Source organism: Rheinheimera sp. KL1 (assembly GCF_001275035.1).
GTDB lineage: Bacteria > Pseudomonadota > Gammaproteobacteria > Enterobacterales > Alteromonadaceae > Pararheinheimera > Pararheinheimera tangshanensis.
Window position 1 is genome coordinate 62,619 of the sequence record NZ_LAMX01000013.1, and the last position, 25,644, is coordinate 88,262.

A 25,644-nucleotide genomic window follows, 5' to 3' on the forward strand; every position below is an offset into this window, starting at 1 on the left:
CCGCATAAAGGCATTAGCTCACCTGAGGTGGTAGAAGATCATCAGATCAGCTCGCGTACCAATATGATGGCAAAATTGTTATGATGCGCAGCAACTTGGATGCAGTTTGATTTTATGCACAGCACAGACAGTCTTTTTCAACTCCATGCTTTATGGCAAAGCACCCAGCAGTTGCCGCTACCTCAGAGGCTCGAGCCCTGGTTATTGAGTCAGGGTTCGCTCACGGCTCTGCTGAAAAAACGCTGTCAGGAGTTCAGGCTGGAACTAGTGACCGAGCATTGGCAAAAGTTGCCAGAACCTTTGCAACAGCAATGGCAACAAAGTCAGGGATTAAAACGGGATGTGATCCTCTGGTGTGATGCTAAAGCCTGTATCTATGCACAAAGCTGGTTACCAGAATCAACTCTGGAGCAGATGGAACCTTTAGCCCGTTTAGGGGCGCAACCTTTAGGCGAGTATATTTTCCAGCATGACAGTTTAGAGCGCGGACCTATAGAAGTAGCTTTGCTGCAGGCTGGTCTGGTGTTGCCTGTGTTGGGGGAGCAAAAACAGCTATGGGCCAGACGCTCAATCTTTTCAGTACAACAGCAGCCATTGCTAGTGCAGGAAATCTTTTTACCCGGAGTGCTTGAACTATGATATGGCAGTTAGAGTGGCGGCAGTGGCCTTATTACCGGCAGTTAATGCGGTTGGACAGGCCTATAGGTATTTATTTGCTGCTCTGGCCAACCTGGTGGGCTTTATGGCTGGTGTCGTCTGGTTTGCCAGATTTGACTCTGCTTGTCGTCTTCAGTGCCGGTGTGGTGCTGATGCGTTCGGCAGGTTGTGTGATCAACGACTATGCTGACCGTCATTTTGATGGTCATGTGGAGAGAACCAAAGCGCGACCTTTGGCTGTAGGTTTGGTCAGTAGTAGTGAAGCTTTGCAGCTTTTTGTGCTGTTGTTGGTCTGTAGCGCCTGTTTGTTATTGTTTTTAAATCCGGCCACGCAGTTGTTGTCCTTAGTGGCTGTACTACTTGCTACTCTATATCCCTTTATGAAGCGCTTTACTTACCTGCCACAATTTGTGTTGGGGGCAGCCTATAGTTGGGGTATTCCTATGGCGGCTATGGCTGTCACGGGTTCAATTCCTTTATGGATGTGGGCTTTGTATTTGGCGAATTTAGTCTGGACTGTGGCTTATGATACGTTTTATGCCATGGTCGACAGGGATGACGATCTGAAGATAGGCGTCAAATCCACTGCGTTATTGTTTGGCCGGTACTGCCATCCAGTGATTGCTGCTCTGCAGTTGTTGTTCTTAAGTTTGATGGCTTGGGTAGGGCAACAAAATGGCCTGGGTTTATTTTTTTATATGGCGTTGCTACTTGTGCTACTGAGTTTTGTCCATCAGCACTGGCAGGCAAAAACTCAGGGCAGGGCGGGGTGTTTTCAGGCGTTTTTAAACAATCATTACAGTGGCTTGCTGTTATTTGCCGGTATAGGTTTGGATTTGCTTTAAAGGCTTTGCTCCTGACTCTGGTTATACATTTGAGAAAAAACTGCGGACTAAGCCGCAGTTGAACGGGTGAACTCAGGAAATAAAATACTGACAGGCATTGTTGCCTGATGTTGTTACATCACCACAAAAGAAACCAGACTATTTGAATAGTCAAATGTCACTACAAAATGCTGCATTACATCTGTTCCTATGACACCATCTGGAAGTATGGCTTTGTTCAGGTATGTTCCTGTAGATACTTTTCTGGATACAGCAGGAATGATTCGCTCAGCGCCCTCAGCTTCTACCAGGGCAGGCACATCTTCCAGTTCATATGGCCCAATTTTAAGGCTCGCGAGCGAGAATACTTCGATGTTGCTATTAAATTGCGCGGTAAAATAACCACTATCACCACTGTATGGCTTGTCCATAGCGTTCACTGATTTTGCATATTCCCTGGACAGGCTTACACCTGTCACATCTGCTGTATCAAACACCAACCAGCTGGACTTACCATTAATGGCTATATTCAGAGCCCGGCTAGAGAGGTCATTCTTTTTAATCGACTGTTTACCTGGAGTGCTGGCTGAGCGGCTGTCCTGCACGGATTTCATTTCTATATTAGATATCTTTTGCATATCTATGCTGCCATGTCCAATTAAGCGCATTCTCTTATTTGGGAAATCAAATTGCACAATATTCTGACGGAAAAAAGGAATACCCAGCACGAGCTCCCCCTGAGATTCGGGAGTGGCAATTAATTCAGAAAACTCCAGCTCAGTGCCAAAAACACCTACTTTCACATCCTTGAATACCTCGGCATTTCTTTCGCCCTTTTCATCTTTAAAAAGTGTTACACCAGATTGACGAAGCTTGGATTTGTTTTTTGCAATGAAGTCCGACGATAGAAGGTTTGCTCTGGCGGTACTATCAATCACCGCTTTGGCTTTTTCACCATTAATAGTCACAGGGACTACCACTGCTCCATTATCAACTGTAAAGCTGATCCACTCGGTAACGTTCGCCTCTGCGCGCGACAGAAAAATAAGCAGCATAAAACCCAATAACTTTTTCATAGATAACTCCCTTTTAAATACATATAGTTTTTCTGGTATCCGAATGTTGCATTCGTGTTGAAAAAATGATGGTTCTGATATTTAAAGCGATATGTCGAGCAAAGCAAATAGTTAATTTGTAAGCAAACATATAACAGCTAAGCCAGACCAATGAAGAGCTTTGTTATGTTCAGTAACTTGCTTCAGATAGGATGATTAAAAAAATGCCAGTCAGTAAAACTGACTGGCATTGAGCACAAATTCTTAGTTAACCTTAACTCTGGTTATTATCAGAACTTGGTGTCGAAACCAAAGTACAAGTGACGGCCCATGTTAGGGTACACTTGTTGGTTATAGAACGGCCATGCGTCTACTTGAGAGACTGGTGGGTTGCGATCAAACAAGTTACGTAAACCAACATTGAAAGACGTATCCGTAGTCCAGTTGTACGTACTTGATAAGTTCATTTCAGTGTAAGAAGCTACAGACAATGGCTTACCAAAGTCAGTGATTGTTGTACCCTGACGTACTACACCAAAGTGACCTACGTTTTCACAGGTTTTGGCTGCGGAATTACGAGACTGATACAGATCGTAGCCTGGAATATGACGTATAGCTAAAGCAGTTGATACTTTGTCTACATCTAAAGTGAACTGAACGTTAGCATTCCAGTTGCCGCCTGTGTCAGTGATATCACACAGTGGCTGAGTTTTTGACGATTGAGCCATATCTTTTAAGATGTATTCACCTTTCAAGGTAGTTTTCAATGTGCCAAAACCTACGTCTGAAGTGTCTGTCAGATCTAACAACAAACCCTGAGTTTTACGTTCGTTCAGGTTTTGTAAGTTAGTACGGACATAACCTTCTCTTAACGGGTCGTTTAAAGTACCGTCCGGAGCACGCACTACTAACTCGGTCAGACGACCTTCAGCTTCTTCATTCAGAATTTCCTGAATAGCTAAGCTACCTACAATGTTGTCTATGTCCAGTTTCCAGTAGTCTAAAGTAACAGACAGGTTATCAATAGGTTCGTAAACAACACCAACAGTAGCTGATTTTGAACGCTCAGACGTCAATTCTGGATTACCACCAGAGCGTGAACCTAATTCTTTTTGTATACAGTTAGGATGTGTCTGAGGGTTGCCACCGGCTGCGATAGCTTCGTTACACAACTTTCTGTCAATAGCACGGGTTACACCTTGAGATGCTCCCAAGAATAGGTTACCTAAGTTTGGCGCTTTAAAGCCACTACCTACGGATGCACGGAACATCAGAATATCAGTTGGACGGTACGTGATTTTACCTGAATAAGTGGTCTGAGAGTCATCAGACAAGTCCCAGTCCGCTTTATCATGACGACCAGCTAAGGTTACGTCGACTTCATCAAGCACAGGTAAAGACAATTCAACAAATGCAGCTTCATTACTATAAGAACCGCCACCTATCGAACCGGCGCCACCTAACACTTCGCCACGAACTGTCGCTGGGTCTGAAGCATCTTTGTACGTTTCATTACGTGCATCTAAACCTGTTGCAATACCTACTGCTCCACCTGGCAGTTCAAATGGCAACATACCACTCATAACTAAAGAGCCAAAACCGATTTCATAGTTACTTGTTCTGTGGATCGCTGCGTTTAAAGAATCACACAATGCTTTTAATGAATCAGAAGAACAGTCGTTCAGTTTAAATGGGTTTAATCTGGCATTAGCACCAGAGAAAGCCGCTGTAGTAGCGCTTGATATCAGGTTACCCTTGGTACCAACCTGCTGGTTAGATAGACGCGAGAAACCTAAATCACCTGTTAACTCGAAGTCATCATTGATTTGGTAGTTAAAACCAGTGATAGCTTCATAAGTTTGGTTGGTAATATCTTTTTCACGGTTACCAAAATCAAGATAACGTCTTACAACCTGCAGTGTGGCTGTACCTGCGTTTAATGCTGCAACCGCCTGATCAGCTAAAGCTGCGTTGCCTGCAAATCTGTCATTGTATAAGTAGTCAGTAACAAAAGGAGACAACGCAACTTTGTTTGCACCACCAGCAACAATAATACCGCCAGGAGCTGCACCATTCGAGTTCAACGTATAGGCACGGTTATAACGGAACTGAGCATTTAAACTCAGATCGTCAGTCGCTTGGTGTTGAATTTGAGTAAACAGGGTTTGACGATCACTGTCTGGTTGTGAGAAATACAATGGAGCTATGTCATATAAACATTGGCCTGCACTGTTAATCTGCTCTTCCGGACAGTCTGCCCATGCTTTGTTTCCTAAAGCCGATGCAGGTAAACCAGCTGCGGCTGTTGCACTTAAGGCTGTATATCCTGGAGTACCTGATGGACTGCGACCTTCACCGCCAGGAATGACGTTGCCTTCGCTATCACGTAATACTGCAGTATTACCCAGTTCACGATTAGTGAAAGGGGTCGCTTCACGAGAGAAGTAATCTGCTGCGAACAATATATTGGTTTTGCCAGATTGTGTACCTGCCACTATTGAAAACGTATTTTCGCGGCCATCTTTGTGTTCTAGACCAAAACCAGACCGACCGGTCAGTTGAACGCCGTCAAAGTCTTTTTTAGTGATTACGTTGATTACACCTGCCACAGCGTCGGAGCCGTATACCGCTGATGCGCCATCACCTAACACTTCAATACGCTCAACAGCTGCCATTGGTAATTGGTTGACGTCGGCAAAAATACCGCCAGCTGAGTTCTTCGGAACACGACGTCCGTTTAACAGGATCAGTGTGTATTCAGGACTCAGGCCTTTGACACCAACAGAAGATGCACCACCTGCCTGGTTTAAACCCTGAGATTCGTTAAAACCGCCAGTTGAAGCATTAGTACGAAGGAATTCTGCTACTGTGACTGAGCCTGAGTTCGCTATATCTTTAATATCAAATACTGAAACTGGGCTGGCAGTTTCAAGATCTGTTCTTTTAATACGAGAGCCAGTTACTGAAACTCGTTCGATCTTATCCGCGCCGGCTTCTTGGGCCATTACGATGTTGCTGCTTAACGCACTTGCACCAAAAGCAATTGCAATACTGACTGCTTTTGACAACTTATTATTGGTAAACATGTTCTCTCCCTGAATCACTCATCGGTGATTTTTATTTTTACAAGAATCAACCCTGGTTATGCTGATTATTATGGTTACAAACTGTGCCAAAAAAATGATTTTTTAAAGACACCGACCGAATAGTAATCGTATTTTTTAACAGGGTCAATTAAATTTATTGAACTAAATGAAATGATTGTTGTACCGACACAAATTTTTGCGATAAGCGCACTCATCTTCTAAAAAAACTCCTTCAACTGAAAATGTCGTTGTTTCGTCTTTTTTTTACTTGTTGGTTGGCCTTGGAAGCTAAGCAGATTAAGGCTTTTGAACATTTTTTAATGTAAATTTATTTTTGTATTCATTGATGTTTTTTTGACAAAAAATTTTAGAGTTCAGAGCGCTTACTGTGGTAAAAAAAAGAATGCTAATTTCTGACTGAGATGACGAAATTTTTCGCCTGGATCTGAGGTTGAGAGTTAAAACTCCAACTGTAATGATTCGGAGGATATTTTTTGTCGCCATGGCGACCATAAGAGAAGGGGGGCTCTGGCAAAATAGAATGCAACTGAGGCGTGAAAACTAGTCAGTCGAATCACTGGACTAACAAATACCAGCGAAAGCCATTGCGCCGCCCACTCACAGAACGATAAATCACGATCTGCATTGTATGGTTTATAAGAGTTACTGTTGCGGGTCAACCCGGCCCTGAATACTGCTGTTCTGTCTGAACCAGCCGGCTATGCTGTAACGGCTTTGTGTTGCAGGTAAAACTTCATGCGGAAAACGGCAACTTTCAAAGATCACTAAAGTACCGGCTTTCGGCTGAACTTGGGTTACCAACTGATCCTGCTCGTTGTAGATCAGCAGCTCACCACCTTGATCGACAGTATTCAGGTAACAAACGCTGGAGAGTACCCGGTTCGAACGACCAACAAAAGCATCCAGATGTTTTTGATAAAAATCACCCTGTTGATAACGGGCGTAGTGCGCTTCGAAATCGATCAGCCCTAAAAAACAGCGTTGATTCATATCTTGTTGCAGCTGGGCCATCAATTGTAAATACTGCTGCTGCACTGGGTTATCCTGGCTAAGCCAGGCGGTGTGATCGCGCCTTATTTGTTGATTAAGCTGATGTTGCCCCTGGCGTCCGACTCCGGCTGCGGTTAGCTGTTGGTGTTGTACATCCTGATACAGGCTCCAGCATAAATCTGCCGGTATAGCCTGCTCCAGCACCACATAACCCTGCTGATAAAAGGGTTGTGCTATCTGTTCCAGCCAGTTTGTTAAGGTAGGCCATTGGTAGTGCATCACAACTGTTCCGCTTTGTTGCAGGTTGAAATTGCGGCTTTGTACGCCAGAAGCTGAACCACTGTCAAGACAACACAGCGGGAGTGTGCTGTATTGTCTTGAGTAAAGAGAGATTAATACTGATAGTAGCTGGCTTTTTTCAGCAGGGCCGGTGCGTCAATTTTGCCAGTAACACATTGGTTAATATCGGACTTTTTCACTACCCAGTAGTGATCCCTGGCATTGTCACGGCCTGACAAGCTGAGTTGAAAAGAGACAAATTCCTGTTCTATTAAGTCTCTTAAACTGGCGCCATAATCACACAAGGTCGCACTGAATACCTGACCTACTTTAGTCACCAATTCAGTCTGACGCTGCTTCGCCAGTTTCTCCTGCTCTGCCTTTTGTTTGTTGTATAAAGCTTCTTCAGCAGACAGTGTCTTTTGTAAATCTGCTAACTGTGTTTTTAATTGCTCGGACTTCTGGTTAATTTCTTTTAGTTTCTTTTGTTGCTCAGCATCGAGTTTGCTGACTTTAGAAGAGAATTCGATATCCCGTTTTTCCCGTTCATAATCGCGCAAGTCTCGCTCTATATCCCGGCGCTCTTCCCGCAAATCCCGCAGCTTTTCATTCTGATCTTGTATTTGCTCTGCCCAGGCTTCAGCCGACTCCACCATGGCATCCATAGCTTCTTCATCAAAATTAAAGCTAAAGCTGTTGCCGTTTTCCGAAATGCTAATGGAGTTTGCAATATTGGCTGAAACAGCCACCGCAGCCCCAGGCGCAGCCGGCGCTACAGGAGGCATTGGAGGCATAACAAAATGTCGTAACCAGCCGCTGTTACTGTCTACCCGGAAGGCTACGCCTTGTCCGTACAAATAGCTGTGCTGGACCCTGCCTATGCTGGAATGCTCCTGGCCGCCTAATGAACTTTGCAGTATATCCTGCATAATTTTCAGGTTCTGGCCGAGTTTTGCATTCACCTCTGTGGCGGCAAAACTATGGCTTGCGATGATAAGGCCTGCTAACAAAGAGACTTTACTGAATGTCTTCATGATGCTGTTACTCCACTAGGTTATCTGTTCTGAGTGTTCGGTGACGCGCCAAGTTCTAGTCTGGCCTGGCTTGGCTGATAATTTTCCTGCCAGTAGTGCCAGTCTGATTGACGTTGCTGATTGAGGTATTCCACCAGTTCCAGCATGTCGGTACGCCTTTCTTTGGTTTGTTGTTCGGTTAAGTAATCCTTCAGCAAAATCAGCTGTGACGCCTGTTGCTGCTGCGTATTCTGCAACTGGGTCTGAAGATAATCCTGTTGCTCCTTACGATAGCTGGCTAACAGCGTTTCCAGTTGCTGCTGTTGCATTTGTTGTCCGCCGCGCCAGCTTAAGGTCAGACCGCTGTCCTGCATTTGCAGCTCCAGCGGAGACAAGCTGACCACGAGCGCCAGCACCGAAAATGCCACGCTTAATTTGGGCCACCAGTTGCTGCTTTTGGCTGGTCGCTGCCATTGCTGTGCAAAGATGGACATGGTGTCGATCTCTGGCACTGGGGCAAAAAAAGGTGCTTTCGCCTGACGCTGTACTATCTGTGCTGTATGAAAACGCTCAAGCCATTCACTCTGCGGATCCAGTTGCTGTTCGCATTCGCTGGCCGTTATTTTTCCGGCCAGCCAGGCTTCAAAAATTTGCTGACTGTTCGACATTTGCTAACTCCAACTGCGTACGCAGTTTATCTAAGGCCGCGTAAAATCTGGATTTGATGGTATTACTCGACAGCGCCAGCTGATCGGCAATTTCGTCAAAAGTAAACTGTTGATAAAACCTCAGCTCTACAACCAGACGTTGTTCTGGCGGCAAGGATCGTAACTGTTGCTGCACCAGTCGCTGCGTATGCTGACCATAGAGTTGTTGCTCAAAACTCGGTGCTTCATCATCGTAAAAATCGTGCTCTTCGGTAAACTCTGTGGTTGTTTTACGCTTGCGGAGCATATCCATAGCTCTGTAGTTGGCGATGCCAAACAACCAGCTTTTAAACGAGCTGTCGCCTCTGTACTGCGCAAGATTTCGGCACAGTACAATCAATACATCCTGCAATAAATCGCGGGCGTCGTCGGGTGAGCCCAATAAACGCAGGCCAAAATAATACAGGGGCGCCTGATATCTCGACACCAATTGTTGCCAGGCTTTGGCATCGCCGCCTATGGCTTTTTCTATTAAGCTCTCGTCGCTGCGTTTAAACACTTTTAGTCTGTTGTGAAGTTGTATTGATGATAAGTCGTATAGGCATTGAAAATAGTTTGCCTGATTTGACAAAAAAGCAGGAATATTTAAGAAATATTTTTAAGTATATAAATATAAAGGAGAATTTCTGATGAAATTCTCCTTGGCTCTTTCAGGCTATGGCGCTGAGTTTCTTAACGGCTGTGCTAAGCGGCGTTTAAACCAGATAGTCGCTGGCACACCAATCAAGCTGGGCAGCAGCCAGGGCAACATCATCCAGTGGCCTGTTAATAACTCTGCAAATAAAGCGCGCCCGCCAAAGGCAAAAAATGCGGTGTAGGCGGCTATACCAGAACCTATCATGGCTGAGGCATGTTCTATCAGCCAACGATTGGGTGTGACTGTCTTCGTGTGTAAATAACTCAGGATGCTAAAGCAGGTGACTAATGATATGCCGGCAAAGACCATCACCAGTGGCATACTAAACTGAAAACCTTGCCATGCTGCATAAGGAGCTACTACGACCAATAACCAGACGGGAGCCTGATAACTCCAGTGTTTTAATGGCTCGCGGTTTTGTTTGCATAACAGGCTGCCTGTCGCATGACGGATAGTGACCCAGCTCAGCAGGCTGAGTAAAAACAAAAACAGATTAATCAGCATCAAAAATTCTAATTTGCGCTGTGGGATCTGGCCATCAACCATCAAGCCTGCGCCTTTAATTTCTATTGGGTCAAACCAGACCATGCAAGTCATCACCAGACCACTCAAAGCCACAGCTTTCATCAGATAGGCATAATAACGACCTAATCGGCGATGCAATGCGCTACCTTTGCGGCTAAACATAGGCAACCAGAATAGTAAAAGCGCAATCACACCCAGCAGGATATGAAATTTTAATAACAGGCTATGCAGCATAAACATCATTATTCTCCCTTAATCAGATGCCGCCAGACTAAAGCTTCAGCTGTGTTTTCGCAGGTGCCAGAAGTCAGGATTTTTCACTATGACTTTTGGCCTATTGAGCCATTTTTGAAATCAGGCATACTGCAAAACTGAGACCTGTAAATCAGTTCAACCAAATGAAACTTAAAAACTCAATAGCATGGGATGTATTGGCTGGGTTACTGACCTGGTTTTTGGTCTTTATGCTCAGTCTTTGGCTGATGTGGCCTAATGACACACTCTGGCCGTTATGGCCCTGGGTTGTGCCTTTGTTTGCTCTCAATGGTGCTTGCTTTTATTGGGTTACCCGCAGTGACGAGCGCAATGAGCCCCTGGCTCCTTCTGCCTTAATTTGTTACATACTGCAGCTTTTGTCAGCCTTGGCACTGAACTGGATGCTACCGCTGGATTATCTGGCTATTCTGAGCATTATCTGGGTCTCAGTGTTGCCTTATCTGGTTTCGATGCGGACTGCTGTACTGATAACGCTTGCTCTGTTGGCGATGTGGTATGGCGTGGATGCAGCACTGGAACAGCGCTCCATGTGGATCACAGGGCTGTTATTCAGCAGCTTTCACTTTTTTGCTTTGCTGATGAAACATCAGGCCCGCTCCGAACAAAAAGCTAAACAAGAATTACAGCAAACTCATCAGCACTTGTTGGCCACTCAGGATTTATTGATGATGGCATCACAACAGCAGGAGCGAACCCGGATTGCGCGGGATTTACATGACGTATTGGGGCATCATTTAACGGCTTTAACTATTAATTTGCAGGTCGCTGGCCATTTAACGCAAGGTGAAGCGAAAACTAAAGTGGAGCAATGCCATCAGATTGCTAAACTGCTGCTGTCCGATGTGCGTGAAGCTGTCAGTGCATTAAGAGAGCAGCAGCATTTTTCCGTTTATCAAGCGTTAGAGACTTTGTTGACAGATGTTCCAGGAGTGAAAGTTCACTGGGATTGCCCTGTGGATGTGGAACTGGCCGATGTAAAAGTAGCGCAGCAGTTGCTATTAATAGTGCGCGAAGCCCTGACCAATACGCTAAGACACAGTCATGCCAGTGAGTTCTATTTGTCAGTAACGCCTGCTGGGCACTTTGTTCAGTTAGTGATCTATGACAATGGCAAAGTCGCCTCAGACTGGAAACCCGGCAATGGTTTAACAGGCATGAAAGAGCGGGTTGCCTCTTGCGCCGGAACTTTACAATGGCTGGTCAAAGATAGTCATTTTCAATTACAGCTGACTTTACCTGCAGGATTGCCTTTATGACGTTACGAGTAATGCTGGTTGACGATCAAATGCTGATCCGCCAAGGCATAAAAAGTTTATTACAGCTATCTGGTGTAGTGGAAGTGGTCGCAGAAGCTCAGGATGGCTCCACTGTGGTGGAGCTGGTGCAACAGCATCAGCCAGATGTGATTTTACTCGATTTGTCTATGCCCAAAGTGGATGGAGTAGCTACGTTGGAGTTATTAAAGCAGCAGCAACTAAAAACTCCTGTGCTTATCCTGACTACTTTTGAAGAACATGATCTGGTATTAAAGAGCATTCAGCTTGGGGCTAAAGGTTATTTACTCAAAGATGTCTCTCTGGACAGCTTAGTTTCAGCCATTCAAACGCTGCAGCAAGGCGGCACCTGCTTTCAAAGCACTATTACCGAACGTTTATTGTCTGGTCTGAGCCCGGTCAGTCATTTTCCCCGTCCGGCTGCAATTGAAGAATTATCAGAAAAAGAGCTGCAAATTTTGCAACTGATGGCCTCTGGTTATGCCAATAAAGAGATTGCCAGTGCGCTTTACAAATCAGAAGGCACTATAAAAAATCAGATCTCCAGCATTCTGGCTAAATTAGGCGTTCGTGACAGAACCAGAGCTGTGCTGTTAGCCTTAGAGCTTGGGTTGATCCATTAAATCGGTTTTATTCCACACCGGACTATTCCTTTGCTATGCGATAAGACTGAGCCAGAGTCGCAAAGCATGCGTATACAGTTTCATATCATGCCAGGAGTTTCAGTTATGCGTTTTATTGCTTTGTTTGCCCCTCTGTTGTTGTGGGGATGTAGCCATCAGGTTCAGGATTATCAACAACAAACTCCGATTTTTAATCTGCCCGACTACTTTAATGGTTCACTGAACGCTTATGGTGTGGTCAAAAACTGGCAAGGTAAACAAAGCGTGCGCTTTGAAGCTCAGCTTTGTGGCCAATGGCAAGGCAATAAAGGAACTCTATTTGAGTTGTTCCAGTTCAGTGATGGCAGAGTTGAGCAGCGCATTTGGCAACTTGCGGTGGACAATGAAGGAAAAGTGACAGGTTCAGCTGCAGATGTCACCGGGCAGGCAAAAGGCCAACAGGCAGGTAATAGCTTGTATTGGGAATATGTATTGCAAATCCCGGACGGCGATGGCGTGATAGAGGTTAAAGTGGAAGACTGGCTTTATCTGGTTACACCCAAACAACTGATGAATCAGTCGACTTTATATAAGTTTGGTTTGCCAGTCGGTGAAATTATTTTATCTATTCAGCAGCAGGATGCTACTGCAGATTGCAGCGCGTTAGAGCAGCAACTGGCGACGTTAAGAGCAGGTTAAACCTGCTCTTGCTCCATGCTTTCCAGCTCTATTTTTATCGCATTGCAGGAAATCTGAATTTCATACAAAGACACCAGTAAGCTCAACATCAGACTGGCGAGGCTGGTGCCAAAAGCTATTTGGCCCGCTAAGCCCCATTGCATAAACAGAAAAAACATCGACAAGGTACAAAGTACAAAACTGATGACTCCCCAGCGCTGCATCGATCGTATTAAAAACATCCGCTGCCGTAGATTCTCTATTTGCCGTTTTGCAAGATCACGCACTTGTCCACCTTCGCGGGTATTCAGTTGACGAATAAGCTGAGCCAGCACTAAAAACCTGTTGGTATAGGCCAGTAACAACAAAGAAATCGCCGGAAACAATAAAGCGGGGGTGGTCATGGTCATCGACATAAAATCACCTGTATTCATAAAAAGAGAGACTGACTCAGTTTGCGATCATATTCGCATTAGCACTGTGCCGATAGTAGACTGAATAAAAATAACAGTGTTTTCTGTCAGCCTGTGCTTGTGTATGATGCGCAGCCACAGCTGTCAGACCGGAATGGACCAACCATGAAACAAAAAGCAAACAACTTCCAAAAGATGCGTGAACTGGGCTTTTATCAGCAAGCCGCTATAGCTGCGACCTTGCTGGAACGTATGTTGCCTAATTATCAGCTCTTTAGTGAAGTCACAGGTTTTGGTGATACGAAGTTGTGTCGCGATATTCTTAACCTGGTGTGGGAATGGTTGTTCGTTAAAAAGGTGAAAATAAACTTTGAGCGTTTATGCAACGAGTTAGAATTAGCGACTCCGGACCAGAGTCAGTTTGATATGTTTGGTGTCTATCCTGCTATTGATACAGCTACAGCACTGGATTCGATGCTCAATGGTATTCTGTCGCAGGATGCAACCGAGTTTGTTAACGTCGCCAAAATTTCTCAGGCTTCAGTTGCACGTCTCATTGAATATCAGGCCGAAGACATCGATATCACGACCGAAGCTGAATTGAAAAAGTGGGTGCGTGATCATGAACTGATGGAGTATGAAATGGATTGTCTGGCAGAACTCATCGAGTTAGTCACCCCTTTAACTGATGGTTTTCAGCGTGAGCAAGTACAAATGCTGAAGGCGTGGGTGCGTGAACAAGGTTTGAGCAATCTGGGCATGGAGCTTGTTCCTGATATTCAAAACTCAGACGGCTAAAAGTCTTGCTGTCTGTATAAATAGTTCTTTTACAGTCAATACTTTAACTTTGTGCAGATGCCTTTAAATTTCTCTTGCATAAAGTTCACTCACTGCTTAAAATGCGCGCGCTCGAAAGGCAAGTCTCCCGAAAGGGAGTACACGCAAAGCTTCAGATCTAAGGGGTAACCTATGATGGCTGGGCTGCCGTAATCCGATGATTACGTAGGACGCATCTAAACCAGTTCGCTGGTATCAAAGCTCCTCCTTTCGTGTTCGCTGATAAATAACAGCATCACGCTGTTGTTGAAGTTTCAGCCTGTTTACACAGACCAATCAGCCTGATCGATGGATCAGTGTTAGCCAACACCGGAGCTTGTTATGAAATTTAAATTTGTTGCTTTAATCGCTATCGCCGCCGCTCAATTTGTTGCACCAACTGCTTCAGCTAATGACCAAATGGTTCAGTCTATTTGCGCATACGTAGCTGATAACAACAAAAACAACCTGCGTAAAGCTTTATCAGATAACCGTTTGCGTTTAAAAAGCATTTATGACGGTATCGTTTGTAACGGCTTACCTTTAGTGCGTCATGCTATCAAACACAATGCGGCGGATACTGCTGAATTTATTATCAAGCAGTTACCAGGCAGCCAGGTTGCTCAATCAGGTGATATCGAGTGGGCAACGAGCAATGGTTTCGCTTCTTCTCCTATTCTGGAAGCGATCAAAGCACGTAGCGCCAGCTAATCGAATTTGCATACAGAAAAGGCGCCTGATGGCGCCTTTTCTGCTTTCGGCTTTAAGGTTGTTGCCAGAGCCTGTAAGCCAGTTGCCCTGCTACCTTTTCTTTTATTAACACCCAATCTGCGGGCAGTTGATCCATAGCCAATTCTTTTTCTGTTTCCAGATAAACCAGAGCCCCTGACTTGAGCCAGCCTTGTTCTGCCAAAGCTTTGCAGCAAGCTAGAGCCATATTTTGCCGAAAGGGCGGGTCAATAAAAACCAGATCAAACTGACGCTGTGCCGGCTTTTGCAACCACAGCAAGGTATCTGTTTGCAGAACTTCGGCTTGATCGCTGCCCAGAGTGTTCAGATGTTGTTTCAATAAGGTGGCTGCTTTGGCATCTTTTTCCAGTAAGAGCACAAAATCAGCATAGCGCGATAAAGCTTCTAACCCCAAACTGCCGCTACCGGCAAAACAGTCCAGCACAGTGCTGCCAGCGACATCCTGCATTAACCAGTTGAACAGCGTTTCTTTGACTCTGTCTGAGGTTGGTCTTAACCCTTGTGCATCCAGGACGGGTAAACGCCGACCTTTCCATTTGCCACTGATCAGCCTGACAAAGCCAGGCCCCTGATGTGTCGGAGCAGTACTGCGCCCCTTTGCTGTTTTCATTGAGTATTTTTGTCCTGCATCTTAAAGATGATACTATATGAGCCAATTTTACCTTAGTTTTCGGATCTTCTGGCAGCGACCTTTATGACAAAGCAAAATAAACTCTTCTCCTGGCTTGGTTTTGGTAAAAAAACAGAGGCTGATACGGCAGATTCCTCAGCAGAACAGCAGATCCCGGTGACAGAAAGTCAGCCCGAAACACTGCCTCCTCCTGCCAAGGAGCAGGTTGCTGCAGAAATGGCAGAAGTGAAGCCTGAAGCTGCAACAGCGGCTGCTATAGCGCCAGTCAGCGGCTTGCAGCCACAGCCAGCGGAACGACCTGGTTTTTTTGCCCGCTTAAAACAAGGTTTAACTAAAACCAGCCAGAATTTAGGTAATGGTTTAGCCAGTCTGTTTTTAGGTAAAAAAATTGATGAAGATTTATACGAAGAATTAGAAACCCAGTTGCTGATGGCCGATGTTGGGGTAGATACCAGTCAGAAGCTGATTAAACAGCTGGTGCAACATGCGGATCGTAAACAGCTAAAAGATGCCGATAGTCTATTTGATAAGTTGCAGCAAGAAATGGCGTTGTTGCTGGATGATGTTGAACAACCCTTGCAGCTCAACGGGGCGGACGGTCCTTTTGTGATTCTGATGGTAGGGGTTAATGGTGTTGGTAAAACCACCACTATTGGCAAAATGGCACAGCAGTTTAAGCAACAAGGCAAGTCTGTGATGTTAGCCGCTGGTGATACCTTCAGAGCTGCAGCCGTAGAGCAGTTGCAGGTGTGGGGCGAGCGTAATGCCATTCCGGTGATAGCTCAGCATAGCGGTGCAGACAGTGCTTCGGTGATTTTTGATGCCTATCAGGCTGCCAAAGCCCGTGGTGTGGATGTATTGATTGCTGACACCGCAGGTCGTTTGCAAAACAAAGCGCACTTAATGGAAGAGTTGAAAAAAATAGTCCGGGTGATGAAAAAAATCGATGCCAATGCACCGCATGAAGTGATGCTGACGCTGGATGCTGGCACAGGACAAAATGCATTAAGTCAGGCGCGTTTATTTAAAGAAGCTGTGGATATTACCGGCATCAGCTTGACCAAACTCGATGGCACGGCCAAAGGCGGTGTGATTTTCGCAATCGCTGATCAGTTTCAATTACCTATCCGCTACATAGGTGTAGGGGAGGGGATCGACGACTTACGGGTTTTCGACAGTAAAGATTTTATTAAGGCGTTGTTCGCCAGGGATCTCTGATTATGTTGCGTTTTGAGCAAGTCACAAAAAGTTATAGCGGTGGTTTTGTTGCGCTGGACAGAGTGAGTTTTCATCTGGAAAAAGGCGAAATGGCTTTTTTAACAGGCCATTCAGGTGCGGGTAAAAGTACCTTATTAAAACTGATTAGCCTGATTGAGCGTCCGACTACGGGTAAAGTCTTTATCAATGGTGTGGATTTAAGTCGGGTGAATAAAGGTCAGGTGCCTTATGTTCGCCGCGATATTGGTATGATCTTCCAAAACCATAAATTGTTGATGAACCATAGCGTGTTCGACAATGTGGCCTTGCCTCTGGTGATTGAAGGTTTCAGCGGCAAAGACATGACCAAACGTGTGCATGCGGCTTTAGATAAAGTCGGTCTTTTGGACAAGGTGCGTTGCCTGCCTCACACTTTATCTGGTGGTGAACAACAACGGGTAGGTATAGCCCGTGCTGTGGTCAATCGTCCACCTTTATTGCTGGCAGATGAACCCACAGGTAACTTGGATCCAGAGTTATCGAAAGACATTATGAACGTATTTGAAGCCTTTAATCAGGTCGGGGTTTCTGTATTGATTGCCAGCCACGATTTAAGTTTATTAGCCCGGATGCGTTACCGGACTCTGACTTTAAAAAATGGCCGCATGATCAACGATGGCTTAACGTCCTCTGGAGCCGACGAATGAGTATTTTATTTCAAGGCCGGGCTACAGGCGCCACTGCAGTGAAACAAAGTCTGTGGAATAAATTTGTGATGTTTTGGATACATCATCTGCGCCAGGCACTAACCAGTTTAGGTGAAATCTGGCTGACTCCGGCGTCGTCTTTATTAACAGTGGCTGTGCTTGGGGTCAGTTTAACTTTACCTGTGACTTTACATTTGATGGTGAAAAACCTGCAACAGGTCAGCACCAGTGTCGATCAGGCAGCACAAATCAGTTTGTTTTTAAAAGCGGACACCAATGAAACTCAGATAGCTGAACTGATAGCCTTGTTGCAAGCCAACCCTGAAGTAGCTGATGTGCAGTTTATTGATAAAAGTCAGGCGTTGGCTGAATTCACCGCGGAGTCAGGTTTTGGTGACGCATTAAGTTATATCGAAGACAATCCTTTACCTCATGTGATGCTGGTCAGTCCCAGAAATACCTCCAGTGTGGCAGCTTCAACTTTATTAGCTTCCCTGCAACAAGAGCGCTATGTCGAGTTGGCCAAGCTGGATATAGGCTGGTTAGAACGACTGGATGCTATTGTCAGTTTGGTACGTCAGGTGGCTATTGCTGTCGCTTTGCTGCTGATGGTGGCTGTACTTTTGGTCGTGGGTAATACCATTCGATTGATGATCCTGAATAAAAAGGATGAAATCGAAGTGATGAAACTGGTCGGTGCGACCAACAGCTATATCCAACGGCCTTTTTTATATACAGGAATTTGGTTGGGTTTTTTCGGCGGCATTCTGACGTTTTTAATCGAGGAAGTACTGCTGTGGTGGTTAAAGCAGGGCATAGCCAATGTGACTCAATTGTATGAAAGCACTTTTACTCTGCAACCTTTGAGCCTGTCAGAGCTCGGCTATTTGTTATTGGTTGCTGTAGCCTTAGGTTTTGTTGGTTCCTTTTTGGCCGTACGTCGCAATATCAGCCAGATTGAAGCAACAGGCCTTTAACTGGGTGGAGTGGCGGGGTTAATGCTGTTGCACTGTCAGTAAGCGTTGCCCCCATTCCACCGCCTCAAAATACACCAGATTTAAATCCACTGTCTCCGGCACCATGCTGGACGATAGTTCAGTTTGTTGTTGCCACAAACCCTGTTCAAAAGTACGTTCTACTTTGAGGTAATCTGCCAGCACCCCTCTGTGTTCAAGCAGTGCGGCTTTTATTTCAGGCAACAAAGGTAGCTGTGCCAACAACTCTTCCAGCGGTTGTTCCAACAGAGCATCCACCAAGGAAAATAAACCTGTTAAAAAGGCTGCTGGCGGATTTTCTGAATCGCCGCGAATATTTGCAAGGCGATCACAAAATCGTGCACGGATCAGAGACATCACTAAAAGCTCATCGGATTGGCCTTCGGCCAGATTGGCCAACGCCAGTAGGGAAATAAACTTTTTTAGTTCAGCTTCGCCTATATACACCATGGCGTGTTTTAGTGAGCCTATGCATTGTTTAAGGGCAAAGTTGGCGCTGTTGATAAAACGCAGCAACTTATAGGACAAATCCAAATCGCGTTCGACAATAGCTGCCAGACCATCAAAATTCAGCCTTACCTTACTGGATTCGCTGATGAGCGCCAGCAGGTTCAGTTTATTACTGCCTAGTTGTTTGTGTTTCAGCATCTCAGGGCGAGCAAAAAAATAGCCCTGATACAAATCAAAGCCCAGTTGCTTTAGTTGCTCGTATTCATCGGCGGTTTCTACTTTTTCCGCTAGCAAGGTGACAGGGTATTTGGCGATGCGACGCAGATATTTACTGATTTGCAGCATATTAAACATCCGTACATCGACTTTAATAATACTGACATAAGGCAAGAATACGTCCCACTTGGCGTCAAAATCGTGGTCGTCCAATGCCAGCCGATAGCCCATTTTATGCAATTCTTTACAGGCGGTCAGTAGTTCATCACTGATAGGCACTGTTTCGAGAATTTCGATCACCATGCTCTTTGGATCGATAGAAGTAGGAAAGTGGTGAATTAAAGTGTCTGCGGAAAAGTTAATAAAAGCCTGTTTGCCACTAGTGATTTTTTCAACTCCCAATAACAAATGGTGTTGGGTAATCAACTTAGATGTTGCTTCATCAGCATTCACGTTCGGAAAGCTGTTATTTACACCATCTCTAAATAACAGTTCATAGCCTGTTACGGCTTTTTGGCGGTCGAAAATAGGCTGACGAGCAACATAACAGTACATAAAAAAGACCTTAGCTGGTTATTGTTTTTTTCATTAGTCTAGGCTTTAAGTTCTAAATTTATCATATAAGAAAAATGAAGCTTTATATATGAATTGATATTATTAAAAAGTAGGGCTTATACAATTAGGATCTTAAAAGAAGTAAATTTCTTTTAGCACTCTCACTCAAAGAGTGCTAAGATTTGACCCAATCAAGCGATTAAGGGGTAATTACATGATTCAGACTTCTCACATGAAGACTCTGACAGTGGCTGGAAGTGGCAGCCTTGAAGCATATACTCATGCGGTAAGTACCATTCCTATGCTCACAGCGGAAGAAGAACGTTCTTTAGCTGAAAAATTACAACAAGACGGTGATTTGGAAGCAGCCCGTGTGCTGATTATGTCTCACCTTCGATTCGTGGTGCATATCGCCCGCAGCTATTCAGGTTATGGTTTACCTATCAGTGACCTGATCCAGGAAGGCAATATCGGCCTGATGAAGGCTGTGAAACGTTTTGATCCCTCTGTGGGCGTACGTTTGGTCTCTTTTGCCGTACATTGGATCAAGGCCGAAATTCATGAGTTTGTGCTGAAGAACTGGCGCATTGTCAAAGTCGCGACCACTAAAGCGCAACGTAAGTTGTTCTTTAATCTGCGTAAAGCTAAAAAACATTTAGGTTGGTTTAGTAAAGAGGAAGTGCAAAACGTTGCTGATTCCTTAGGCGTTCCTGTGCACGAAGTGTTGGAAATGGAATCCCGCATGAGCAATCATGATATGCCTTTTGATGCTTCTGACGATGAAGACGAAAGCAATTACACTGCACCAGTATTTTACTTGCAGGATAAAGGCTCTGATTTAGCTAACCGTATTGAAGAAGACCAATGGGATAACGCTTCAGTGGACCGCCTGCAAGCTGCAGTTCGTACTCTGGATGAGCGTAGTCAGGATATTATCCGTGCACGTTGGTTAGATGATCAGAAACTGACATTGCAGGAATTAGCTGACCGTTATCAGGTGTCTGCTGAACGTGTGCGTCAGTTAGAGAAAAATGCGATGAAGAAACTGCAGTCTGCAATGGCTGCTTAATGGTTACTTCTGCAGTAAAAGAAAGCCCTGACTAGTCAGGGCTTTTTGCTTTTGGTGTCGATTCACTAAAAGCTGCTTCCTAACTGATAGAAGGGCACAGACCGCACTGGTGTTATAGCGGGTTTTGATAAAATCCAGTGTTTTGGAATGAATACCGTAGTTGGTTTAATCTCAGCTAAAGTCAACGGATTCAGTAGCTCGGGTATGTCCCATTGCTGGCTGTACATGGCAATAATAGCTGCAGGCTCTTCGATGGCGGGAACAAAGACTGGCTCTGTCATGTCCGCTTTTGGGCTATGTGTGGCGCTGTTCTGTGTCTTACTCAGCTGCGCGAGTTGAACAGGATGCTGTTCGGGTAAAGATAAAGGTACGTCAGCAGTTTGTGCTGCAGTTGTCACCGGATAATCGGCAGGTAGTAAGGCCGATAACTTCACAACTTCAAGACCTTGTGTTGTTAAGCTGGCTAAGTTTTTTTTCAGATAAGCGTAGGTTTCGGGATAAGGATGACCAATGGCTATTGCAGACTGATGCTGCTTGGCTAATTTGATCATCAGCTTAAATTGTTTATCTAAGGCCTGATAAGAGCGATCATTATCCAGAAATATCTGCCGGGTCAGTAGTGGCATCTGATGCTTTTGGGCATAGATACCCGCCTGACTACGGGCTGTTGTTTTGCTGTCGAGGAAAAATAGCTGACGTTTCGCAATGTAGCCTAAGGTCCAATCCATAACATCAGCTTGTTCTGTAAAGTAACTACCCATATGGTTGTTGACACCTATGGCGTAAGGAACATCAGCAAAAGCTGCCTGCAGTTTTTGCTCGATTTGGCTGCGGTTCATCGTCACTTTTAACGCGTTTTTGCTCAAATCAGCGCGACGGGCTGACTCCATCGGCATATGCAAAATTACATCCCGACGCTTTTGATAGGCAGCTTTGGCTACTGCATGGCTATGGGGGGTATGAGGAATGACAGCAAAGGTCAGCTCATAAGGCAAGTCCAACAGCTTGTAGTCAATTTGGTGGTAACCAATATCGTCTATCACTATGGCCACTTTGGCTGCGAGAACTGGCAAACTGCAAAGCGCAAAGGCTAAGCTCAGTACATACTTCATTCACTAAGATCCTGCGCGTTTTTGTAACCAGGTAATAGGGTTAATGGCTGCACCCTTTTGCCGGATCTCAAAATACAATCCAGCCTGAGCCTGACCACCACTGGCACCGACTAAAGCCACGGCTTCACTGGCGTTGACCGACTCCCCAGGTTTCTTTAATAAAGTTTGGTTGTGGCCATACAGGCTCATAACGCCATTGCCGTGGTCCAGCACTATGACCCAGCCATAACCTTTGAGCCAGTCAGCATAAATCACCTGACCATCAGCTACAGCTTTTACTTTGGAGCCTTCGGCTGCCGCTATTAAAATACCACGCGAGCTGACCCCTGCCAGACGTTTTTCGCCATATCCCTGCAGAATGTCGCCTTGTACGGGCCAGGGCAATTTGCCTTTGGTTTTCGGCAAATTGATCCGTTTTTTGGCTGCGATAGCGGCAGCTTTTAATTTACCTAAGGTGTTTTGCAAGCTTTGTTCGTTTTGTTTCAGGTAGTCCAGTTGCTGTTCCTGATCCGTCAAAAAGCTCTTTATCTTTTTCACTGACGCCAACTGACTGGTTTTGGCTTCCATCAGTTCCTGCTGCTGCTCTTTCAGCTGGGCCTGCAATTCTTGTTGTTGTTCTACTTTGTGCTGCAAGTCCAGTTCCACTTGCTTTAACGCTTCAGCCGTTTGTTCTATTTTGGTGATTTGCTGCATGCGAGCCTGATTCAGGTACTGATAATAAGTCAGCACCCGTTCCAGCTTGTTGCTGTCTTGCTGGTTGAGTAGCATCTTGGTGTAATCGTGTTCGCCCGTAATGAAAGCGCCTTTAAGCTGCTGCGCCAACAAGGATTTTTGCAACTCAAAACTTTGTTGCAGTTGCTGTTGTTCTAATTCCAGCTGCTGTTGTTGTTGCTGTACTTTGGCAAGTTCTTCATTGCTTTGCCGAATTTGCCGGGCTAGTTTAGCCAGTGATTGGTCGGCAGATTTCAATAAATCCTGAGCTTTACTAAAAGCTTTTTGTTGCTGCTGCAGTTCTTTTTCTGTTTTCTTAATTTGTCCTTTGAGCTGCGACAGTTCTTGCTGCACCTCTTTCTGATCCTGAGCTGCGACATTGGCTGTGCCTAAACAGAGCAGCAGAGCTAAGCTCTGCTGCATCTTTACTCTGTACTTCAAACGTCTTGCCGGCATTAATTTGTCTTCATCAGAATTTTACCTGTCATTTCATCAGGTACAGGCATGCCCATCAAGTGCAGCATAGTTGGTGCTATATCACTTAAAATACCGCCAGGTGTCACTGTAGCGGGGCGGCCAACATAAATCAGTGGCACAGGATCGCTGGTATGGGCGGTGTGAGCCTGCCCTGATTCGGGATCCATCATTTGTTCAGCGTTACCATGATCGGCGGTAATTAAACATTCGCCGCCCACTTGCTGTAAGGCTTCGACTACGCGGCCAATACAGTGATCCACAGCTTCCACTGCTTTGATAGCGGCAGATAAAATACCAGTGTGGCCGACCATATCGCCATTTGGATAGTTACAAATGATCACATCAAAGTCGCCACTGTGAATGGCGTCCACCAGTTTGTTGGTCAGTTCGGTGGAATTCATTTCTGGCTGCAAATCGTAAGTGGCCACATTCGGCGATGGCACCAGAATACGTTGCTCACCGTTAAATACATCTTCACGACCTCCACTAAAAAAGAAGGTGACGTGAGCGTATTTTTCGGTTTCGGAAATACGTAATTGAGTTTTGTTGTGTTTGGCCAGCCATTCACCCAGAACATTGTCCAGGCTCTCTGGTGGATAAGCGCAAGGCGCTTTGATATCAGCAGCGTATTCAGTCAGCATCACAAAGCTGGCCAGCTCTGGTTGATAGTCACGTTGAAAGCCTGTGAAGTCGCTATCAATAAAAGCACGGCTGAATTGACGGGCGCGGTCGGCTCGGAAGTTCATAAAAATCAGGCTATCGCCCTGCTGCATTTTAATGACATCACCACTTGCATTTTTAACGGCGGTGGCCTTAACAAACTCATCATTTTCATCGCGGCTGTAGGCGGCTTTTAATGCCTCTACCGCTGTGGTTGCAGTGTATTCGGCTTTGCCCTGCGTCAGTAAATCGTAAGCGGCTTGTACACGGTCCCAGCGTTTATCGCGGTCCATCGCATAATAACGGCCTATCACAGAAGCCACCTGACCTACGCCTATAGCTTTAAAGTGCTCTTCCACTCGTTGTAATGACGCTTCAGCGCTGCGGGGTGGGGTATCGCGGCCATCTAAGAAGGCGTGCAGGTAAATCTCTGTGGCACCTTGTTGTTTGGCTAAATCAATCATCGCAATAATATGGTCTTCGTGACTGTGCACGCCACCCGGAGAGAGCAGGCCCATCAAATGCACGGCTTTGCCATGGCGCACTGCGGCTTGTGTCGCCTCAACCAACACAGGGTTTGTAAAAAAATCACCGTCAGCAATGGCTTTGGTGATGCGGGTAAAGTCCTGATAAACCACCCGGCCAGAACCTAAATTAACATGGCCGACTTCAGAGTTACCCATCTGACCATCCGGCAAACCGACGTCCAGACCAGAGCCAGAAATCAGCGTATGAGGATACTCTGCCCATAGTTTGTCCATGACCGGGGTATTGGCTTGTAAAATGGCATTGGATTCACGTTCTTCTCTGTATCCCCATCCGTCCAATATCAGTAAGACTAACGGCTTTTTCGGCTGCATACTCATGGCTCCGTGCTTTGTCATTTAAAGATGCTTTGATAACCTATCTTACCTTGTTTTCGCTGTGAAAACAGTGACGAAATAGTACGGATAGGGCTTCAATGCTGCATTCTTTTATCAAACTAGGTATACTCGGCCGCAAAGTTTTGCTCCTGAAATGAAACAGAATGGTGTTTATGCAGCAATATATTGATTTTTTAAGTAATCATCCTTACCTGACTGCCGCGTGGGTGGCATTGTTTTTAGCTTTAATTGTGAGTTGGGTGAAGTCGTTAACCTCTTCGGTAAAACAAATTACTCCCACTCAGCTCACGTTACTGGTGAACAGAGAAGATGCGACTGTCATCGACATTCGTGCTGAGGCTGATTTTAAGAAAGGCCATATCACTGGTGCCCGTCACCTGAGTGCGGAACAAATTAACACTCAGGCTACAACTGGGCTTGAAAACAAAAAAGACGCACCCATCATAGTAGTGTGTCAGGCGGGTATGTCTGCACAAGGCGTCGCTGCTAAGCTGAACAAACAAGGCTTTGCCAAGGTTTTTGTTCTGCAAGGTGGCATGAATACCTGGACAGGTGCAAACCTGCCGGTGGTTAAAAAGTAAGTCGGAGCAAAGATGGCACAAGTCACTATTTACACTAAGGCCTATTGTCCTTATTGTGTTCGCGCTAAGGCGTTATTAGGCCAAAAAGGTGTGCAGTTTGACGAGATTAAAATCGACGAGCAGCCAGAACTGCGTCCCGCTATGATTGAACGTGCCAATGGCCGTACCACAGTGCCGCAAATTTTTATCGGCGATACTCATGTAGGTGGTTGTGACGATCTTTTTGCATTGGAAAGTGCCGGTACTTTGAATTCGATGCTCTCTGCTTAATCGCAGAGGGGTTTCAGCTTTCACTCATTATTATTAAAACTAGGATTTATCATGGCCGAACAACAAGCCGCTGAACAATTTGCTATCCAGCGTATTTACGTCAAAGACATTTCTTATGAGTCGCCTAATGCGCCGGCAATATTCCGTAAAGAGTGGCAGCCAGCTATTCAATTAGATTTAGATACCCGCAGTGAAAAGTTAGACGAAAATACCTTCGAAGTGGTGTTATCTCTGACTGTGACAGCTCGTATTGAGGAAGAAGTGGCGTTTTTATGTGAAGTTCAGCAGGCTGGTATTTTCAGCGTGCCTGTGCTGGAAGATGCTCAAATGGCGCATATGTTAGCTTCTTTCTGCCCAAATATCCTGTTCCCATATGCCCGTGAAGCAGTGTCTAATCTGGTAAACCGTGGTACTTTCCCGCAACTGAATCTGGCACCTGTGAATTTTGATGCCTTATTTGCTCAATACGTGCAAAAACGTCAGGCTGAAGCTCAGGCCCAGCAAGGCGTAGAACTACAGTCTTAAG

At 45.4% G+C, this 25,644-nt stretch carries 27 protein-coding genes and 1 riboswitch; of the genes, 14 read left to right on the top strand and 13 right to left on the bottom strand.

The features are described 5' to 3' along the window. The first annotated feature begins 99 nt into the window (after positions 1 to 99). Positions 100 to 639, top strand: a complete 540-nt coding sequence (locus tag WH43_RS06575; protein WP_053423837.1) for a chorismate--pyruvate lyase family protein — start codon at positions 100 to 102, stop codon at positions 637 to 639. Then, entirely contained in the window at positions 636 to 1,502 is an 867-nt protein-coding gene (gene ubiA / locus WH43_RS06580; RefSeq protein WP_053423838.1) for a 4-hydroxybenzoate octaprenyltransferase, read from the top strand. The genes WH43_RS06575 and ubiA overlap by 4 nt, the downstream gene beginning before the upstream one ends. A gap of 113 nt (positions 1,503 to 1,615) precedes the next feature. Here ubiA and WH43_RS06585 read toward each other — a convergent pair whose 3' ends face one another. The 7 genes from WH43_RS06585 to WH43_RS06615 all read right to left on the bottom strand — a co-directional run bounded on the left by WH43_RS06585 (position 1,616) and on the right by WH43_RS06615 (position 10,037). Beyond that, a complete protein-coding gene (locus WH43_RS06585) occupies positions 1,616 to 2,557 on the bottom strand; it encodes a pepsin/retropepsin-like aspartic protease family protein (RefSeq protein ID WP_053423839.1) in 942 nt (313 codons plus the stop codon). A 269-nt stretch (positions 2,558 to 2,826) separates the two neighbouring features. Then, positions 2,827 to 5,622 carry a TonB-dependent receptor domain-containing protein gene (locus WH43_RS06590; protein WP_053423840.1) on the bottom strand — a complete coding sequence of 932 codons (2,796 nt, stop codon included), beginning with the start codon at positions 5,620 to 5,622 and terminating at the stop codon, positions 2,827 to 2,829. Between the two features lie 663 nt (positions 5,623 to 6,285). Next, complete coding sequence (locus WH43_RS06595) at positions 6,286 to 6,912, bottom strand: 2OG-Fe(II) oxygenase (protein WP_053423841.1); 627 nt, start codon at positions 6,910 to 6,912, stop codon at positions 6,286 to 6,288. A 113-nt stretch (positions 6,913 to 7,025) separates the two neighbouring features. Beyond that, positions 7,026 to 7,946, bottom strand: coding sequence for a hypothetical protein (locus tag WH43_RS06600; RefSeq protein WP_053423842.1), 921 nt, complete (start codon positions 7,944 to 7,946; stop codon positions 7,026 to 7,028). A 20-nt stretch (positions 7,947 to 7,966) separates the two neighbouring features. Further along, the gene (locus tag WH43_RS06605) at positions 7,967 to 8,593 is read right to left on the bottom strand and encodes a hypothetical protein (RefSeq protein ID WP_053423843.1); all 627 of its coding nucleotides are present in this window, start codon (positions 8,591 to 8,593) and stop codon (positions 7,967 to 7,969) included. Further along, on the bottom strand, positions 8,568 to 9,131 hold the full coding sequence (locus tag WH43_RS06610) for an RNA polymerase sigma factor (protein WP_053423844.1): 564 nt from the start codon (positions 9,129 to 9,131) through the stop codon (positions 8,568 to 8,570). The genes WH43_RS06605 and WH43_RS06610 overlap by 26 nt, the downstream gene beginning before the upstream one ends. 156 nt (positions 9,132 to 9,287) lie before the next feature. Then, positions 9,288 to 10,037, bottom strand: coding sequence for a DUF2306 domain-containing protein (locus WH43_RS06615; protein WP_152342797.1), 750 nt, complete (start codon positions 10,035 to 10,037; stop codon positions 9,288 to 9,290). Between the two features lie 155 nt (positions 10,038 to 10,192). Here WH43_RS06615 and WH43_RS06620 point away from each other — a divergent pair, with 155 nt between their 5' ends. The 3 genes from WH43_RS06620 to WH43_RS06630 all read left to right on the top strand — a co-directional run bounded on the left by WH43_RS06620 (position 10,193) and on the right by WH43_RS06630 (position 12,645). Beyond that, a complete protein-coding gene (locus WH43_RS06620) occupies positions 10,193 to 11,326 on the top strand; it encodes a sensor histidine kinase (RefSeq protein ID WP_053423846.1) in 1,134 nt (377 codons plus the stop codon). After that, entirely contained in the window at positions 11,323 to 11,967 is a 645-nt protein-coding gene (locus tag WH43_RS06625; RefSeq protein ID WP_053423847.1) for a response regulator, read from the top strand. Before WH43_RS06620 ends, WH43_RS06625 begins: the two co-directional genes overlap by 4 nt. Before the next feature lie 105 nt (positions 11,968 to 12,072). Continuing rightward, positions 12,073 to 12,645 carry a DUF3833 domain-containing protein gene (locus WH43_RS06630; protein ID WP_053423848.1) on the top strand — a complete coding sequence of 191 codons (573 nt, stop codon included), beginning with the start codon at positions 12,073 to 12,075 and terminating at the stop codon, positions 12,643 to 12,645. Here the strand turns inward: WH43_RS06630 and WH43_RS06635 are convergent. After that, positions 12,642 to 13,040 (bottom strand): DUF2721 domain-containing protein, encoded by a 399-nt coding sequence (locus WH43_RS06635; protein WP_286049544.1) that lies wholly within the window; start codon positions 13,038 to 13,040, stop codon positions 12,642 to 12,644. The genes WH43_RS06630 and WH43_RS06635 overlap by 4 nt on opposite strands. 162 nt (positions 13,041 to 13,202) lie before the next feature. Between WH43_RS06635 and WH43_RS06640 the strand changes: the two genes are divergently transcribed. Together WH43_RS06640 and WH43_RS06645 are read left to right on the top strand one after the other, a co-directional pair. After that, the gene (locus WH43_RS06640) at positions 13,203 to 13,835 is read left to right on the top strand and encodes a YjaG family protein (protein ID WP_053423931.1); all 633 of its coding nucleotides are present in this window, start codon (positions 13,203 to 13,205) and stop codon (positions 13,833 to 13,835) included. A gap of 107 nt (positions 13,836 to 13,942) precedes the next feature. Further along, a riboswitch (cyclic di-GMP riboswitch) is annotated at positions 13,943 to 14,026 on the top strand. A gap of 169 nt (positions 14,027 to 14,195) precedes the next feature. Beyond that, positions 14,196 to 14,564, top strand: coding sequence for a DUF3718 domain-containing protein (locus WH43_RS06645; RefSeq protein WP_053423849.1), 369 nt, complete (start codon positions 14,196 to 14,198; stop codon positions 14,562 to 14,564). A gap of 52 nt (positions 14,565 to 14,616) precedes the next feature. On the opposite strand, the gene rsmD is transcribed toward WH43_RS06645, so the two are convergent. Next, complete coding sequence (gene rsmD, locus WH43_RS06650) at positions 14,617 to 15,213, bottom strand: 16S rRNA (guanine(966)-N(2))-methyltransferase RsmD (RefSeq protein ID WP_053423850.1); 597 nt, start codon at positions 15,211 to 15,213, stop codon at positions 14,617 to 14,619. A gap of 84 nt (positions 15,214 to 15,297) precedes the next feature. Between rsmD and ftsY the strand changes: the two genes are divergently transcribed. The 3 genes from ftsY to ftsX are packed head-to-tail and all read left to right on the top strand — an operon-like array spanning position 15,298 to position 18,115. Beyond that, on the top strand, positions 15,298 to 16,452 hold the full coding sequence (gene ftsY, locus WH43_RS06655) for a signal recognition particle-docking protein FtsY (protein ID WP_053423851.1): 1,155 nt from the start codon (positions 15,298 to 15,300) through the stop codon (positions 16,450 to 16,452). Positions 16,453 to 16,454: 2 nt separating this feature from the next. Then, entirely contained in the window at positions 16,455 to 17,138 is a 684-nt protein-coding gene (gene ftsE / locus WH43_RS06660; RefSeq protein ID WP_053423852.1) for a cell division ATP-binding protein FtsE, read from the top strand. Continuing rightward, complete coding sequence (gene ftsX, locus WH43_RS06665; RefSeq protein ID WP_053423853.1) at positions 17,135 to 18,115, top strand: permease-like cell division protein FtsX; 981 nt, start codon at positions 17,135 to 17,137, stop codon at positions 18,113 to 18,115. Before ftsE ends, ftsX begins: the two co-directional genes overlap by 4 nt. An 18-nt stretch (positions 18,116 to 18,133) precedes the next feature. Here the strand turns inward: ftsX and WH43_RS06670 are convergent, their stop codons facing one another. Beyond that, complete coding sequence (locus tag WH43_RS06670; RefSeq protein ID WP_053423854.1) at positions 18,134 to 19,354, bottom strand: EAL and HDOD domain-containing protein; 1,221 nt, start codon at positions 19,352 to 19,354, stop codon at positions 18,134 to 18,136. Positions 19,355 to 19,568: 214 nt separating this feature from the next. Between WH43_RS06670 and rpoH the strand changes: the two genes are divergently transcribed. Next, positions 19,569 to 20,423, top strand: a complete 855-nt coding sequence (gene rpoH, locus WH43_RS06675; protein WP_053423855.1) for an RNA polymerase sigma factor RpoH — start codon at positions 19,569 to 19,571, stop codon at positions 20,421 to 20,423. Positions 20,424 to 20,488: 65 nt separating this feature from the next. Here the strand turns inward: rpoH and WH43_RS06680 are convergent, their stop codons facing one another. From WH43_RS06680 to gpmM, 3 genes are read right to left on the bottom strand one after another with little or no spacing between them, the layout of a single operon-like run. After that, positions 20,489 to 21,535, bottom strand: coding sequence for a divergent polysaccharide deacetylase family protein (locus tag WH43_RS06680; protein WP_053423856.1), 1,047 nt, complete (start codon positions 21,533 to 21,535; stop codon positions 20,489 to 20,491). A 3-nt stretch (positions 21,536 to 21,538) separates the two neighbouring features. After that, positions 21,539 to 22,702, bottom strand: a complete 1,164-nt coding sequence (locus WH43_RS06685; RefSeq protein ID WP_286049545.1) for a murein hydrolase activator EnvC family protein — start codon at positions 22,700 to 22,702, stop codon at positions 21,539 to 21,541. Continuing rightward, the gene (gene gpmM / locus WH43_RS06690) at positions 22,702 to 24,267 is read right to left on the bottom strand and encodes a 2,3-bisphosphoglycerate-independent phosphoglycerate mutase (RefSeq protein ID WP_286049546.1); all 1,566 of its coding nucleotides are present in this window, start codon (positions 24,265 to 24,267) and stop codon (positions 22,702 to 22,704) included. The genes WH43_RS06685 and gpmM overlap by 1 nt, the downstream gene beginning before the upstream one ends. A 152-nt stretch (positions 24,268 to 24,419) precedes the next feature. On the opposite strand from gpmM, the gene WH43_RS06695 reads away from it, so the two are divergent. The 3 genes from WH43_RS06695 to secB are packed head-to-tail and all read left to right on the top strand — an operon-like array spanning position 24,420 to position 25,643. Next, positions 24,420 to 24,848, top strand: a complete 429-nt coding sequence (locus WH43_RS06695) for a rhodanese-like domain-containing protein (RefSeq protein ID WP_053423933.1) — start codon at positions 24,420 to 24,422, stop codon at positions 24,846 to 24,848. Between the two features lie 12 nt (positions 24,849 to 24,860). After that, positions 24,861 to 25,118 (top strand): glutaredoxin 3, encoded by a 258-nt coding sequence (grxC, locus tag WH43_RS06700; RefSeq protein WP_053423858.1) that lies wholly within the window; start codon positions 24,861 to 24,863, stop codon positions 25,116 to 25,118. A 51-nt stretch (positions 25,119 to 25,169) separates the two neighbouring features. Continuing rightward, positions 25,170 to 25,643: a protein-export chaperone SecB gene (secB, locus tag WH43_RS06705; protein ID WP_053423859.1), complete on the top strand. Its 474-nt coding sequence runs from the start codon at positions 25,170 to 25,172 to the stop codon at positions 25,641 to 25,643. Position 25,644: the final 1 nt, after the last annotated feature.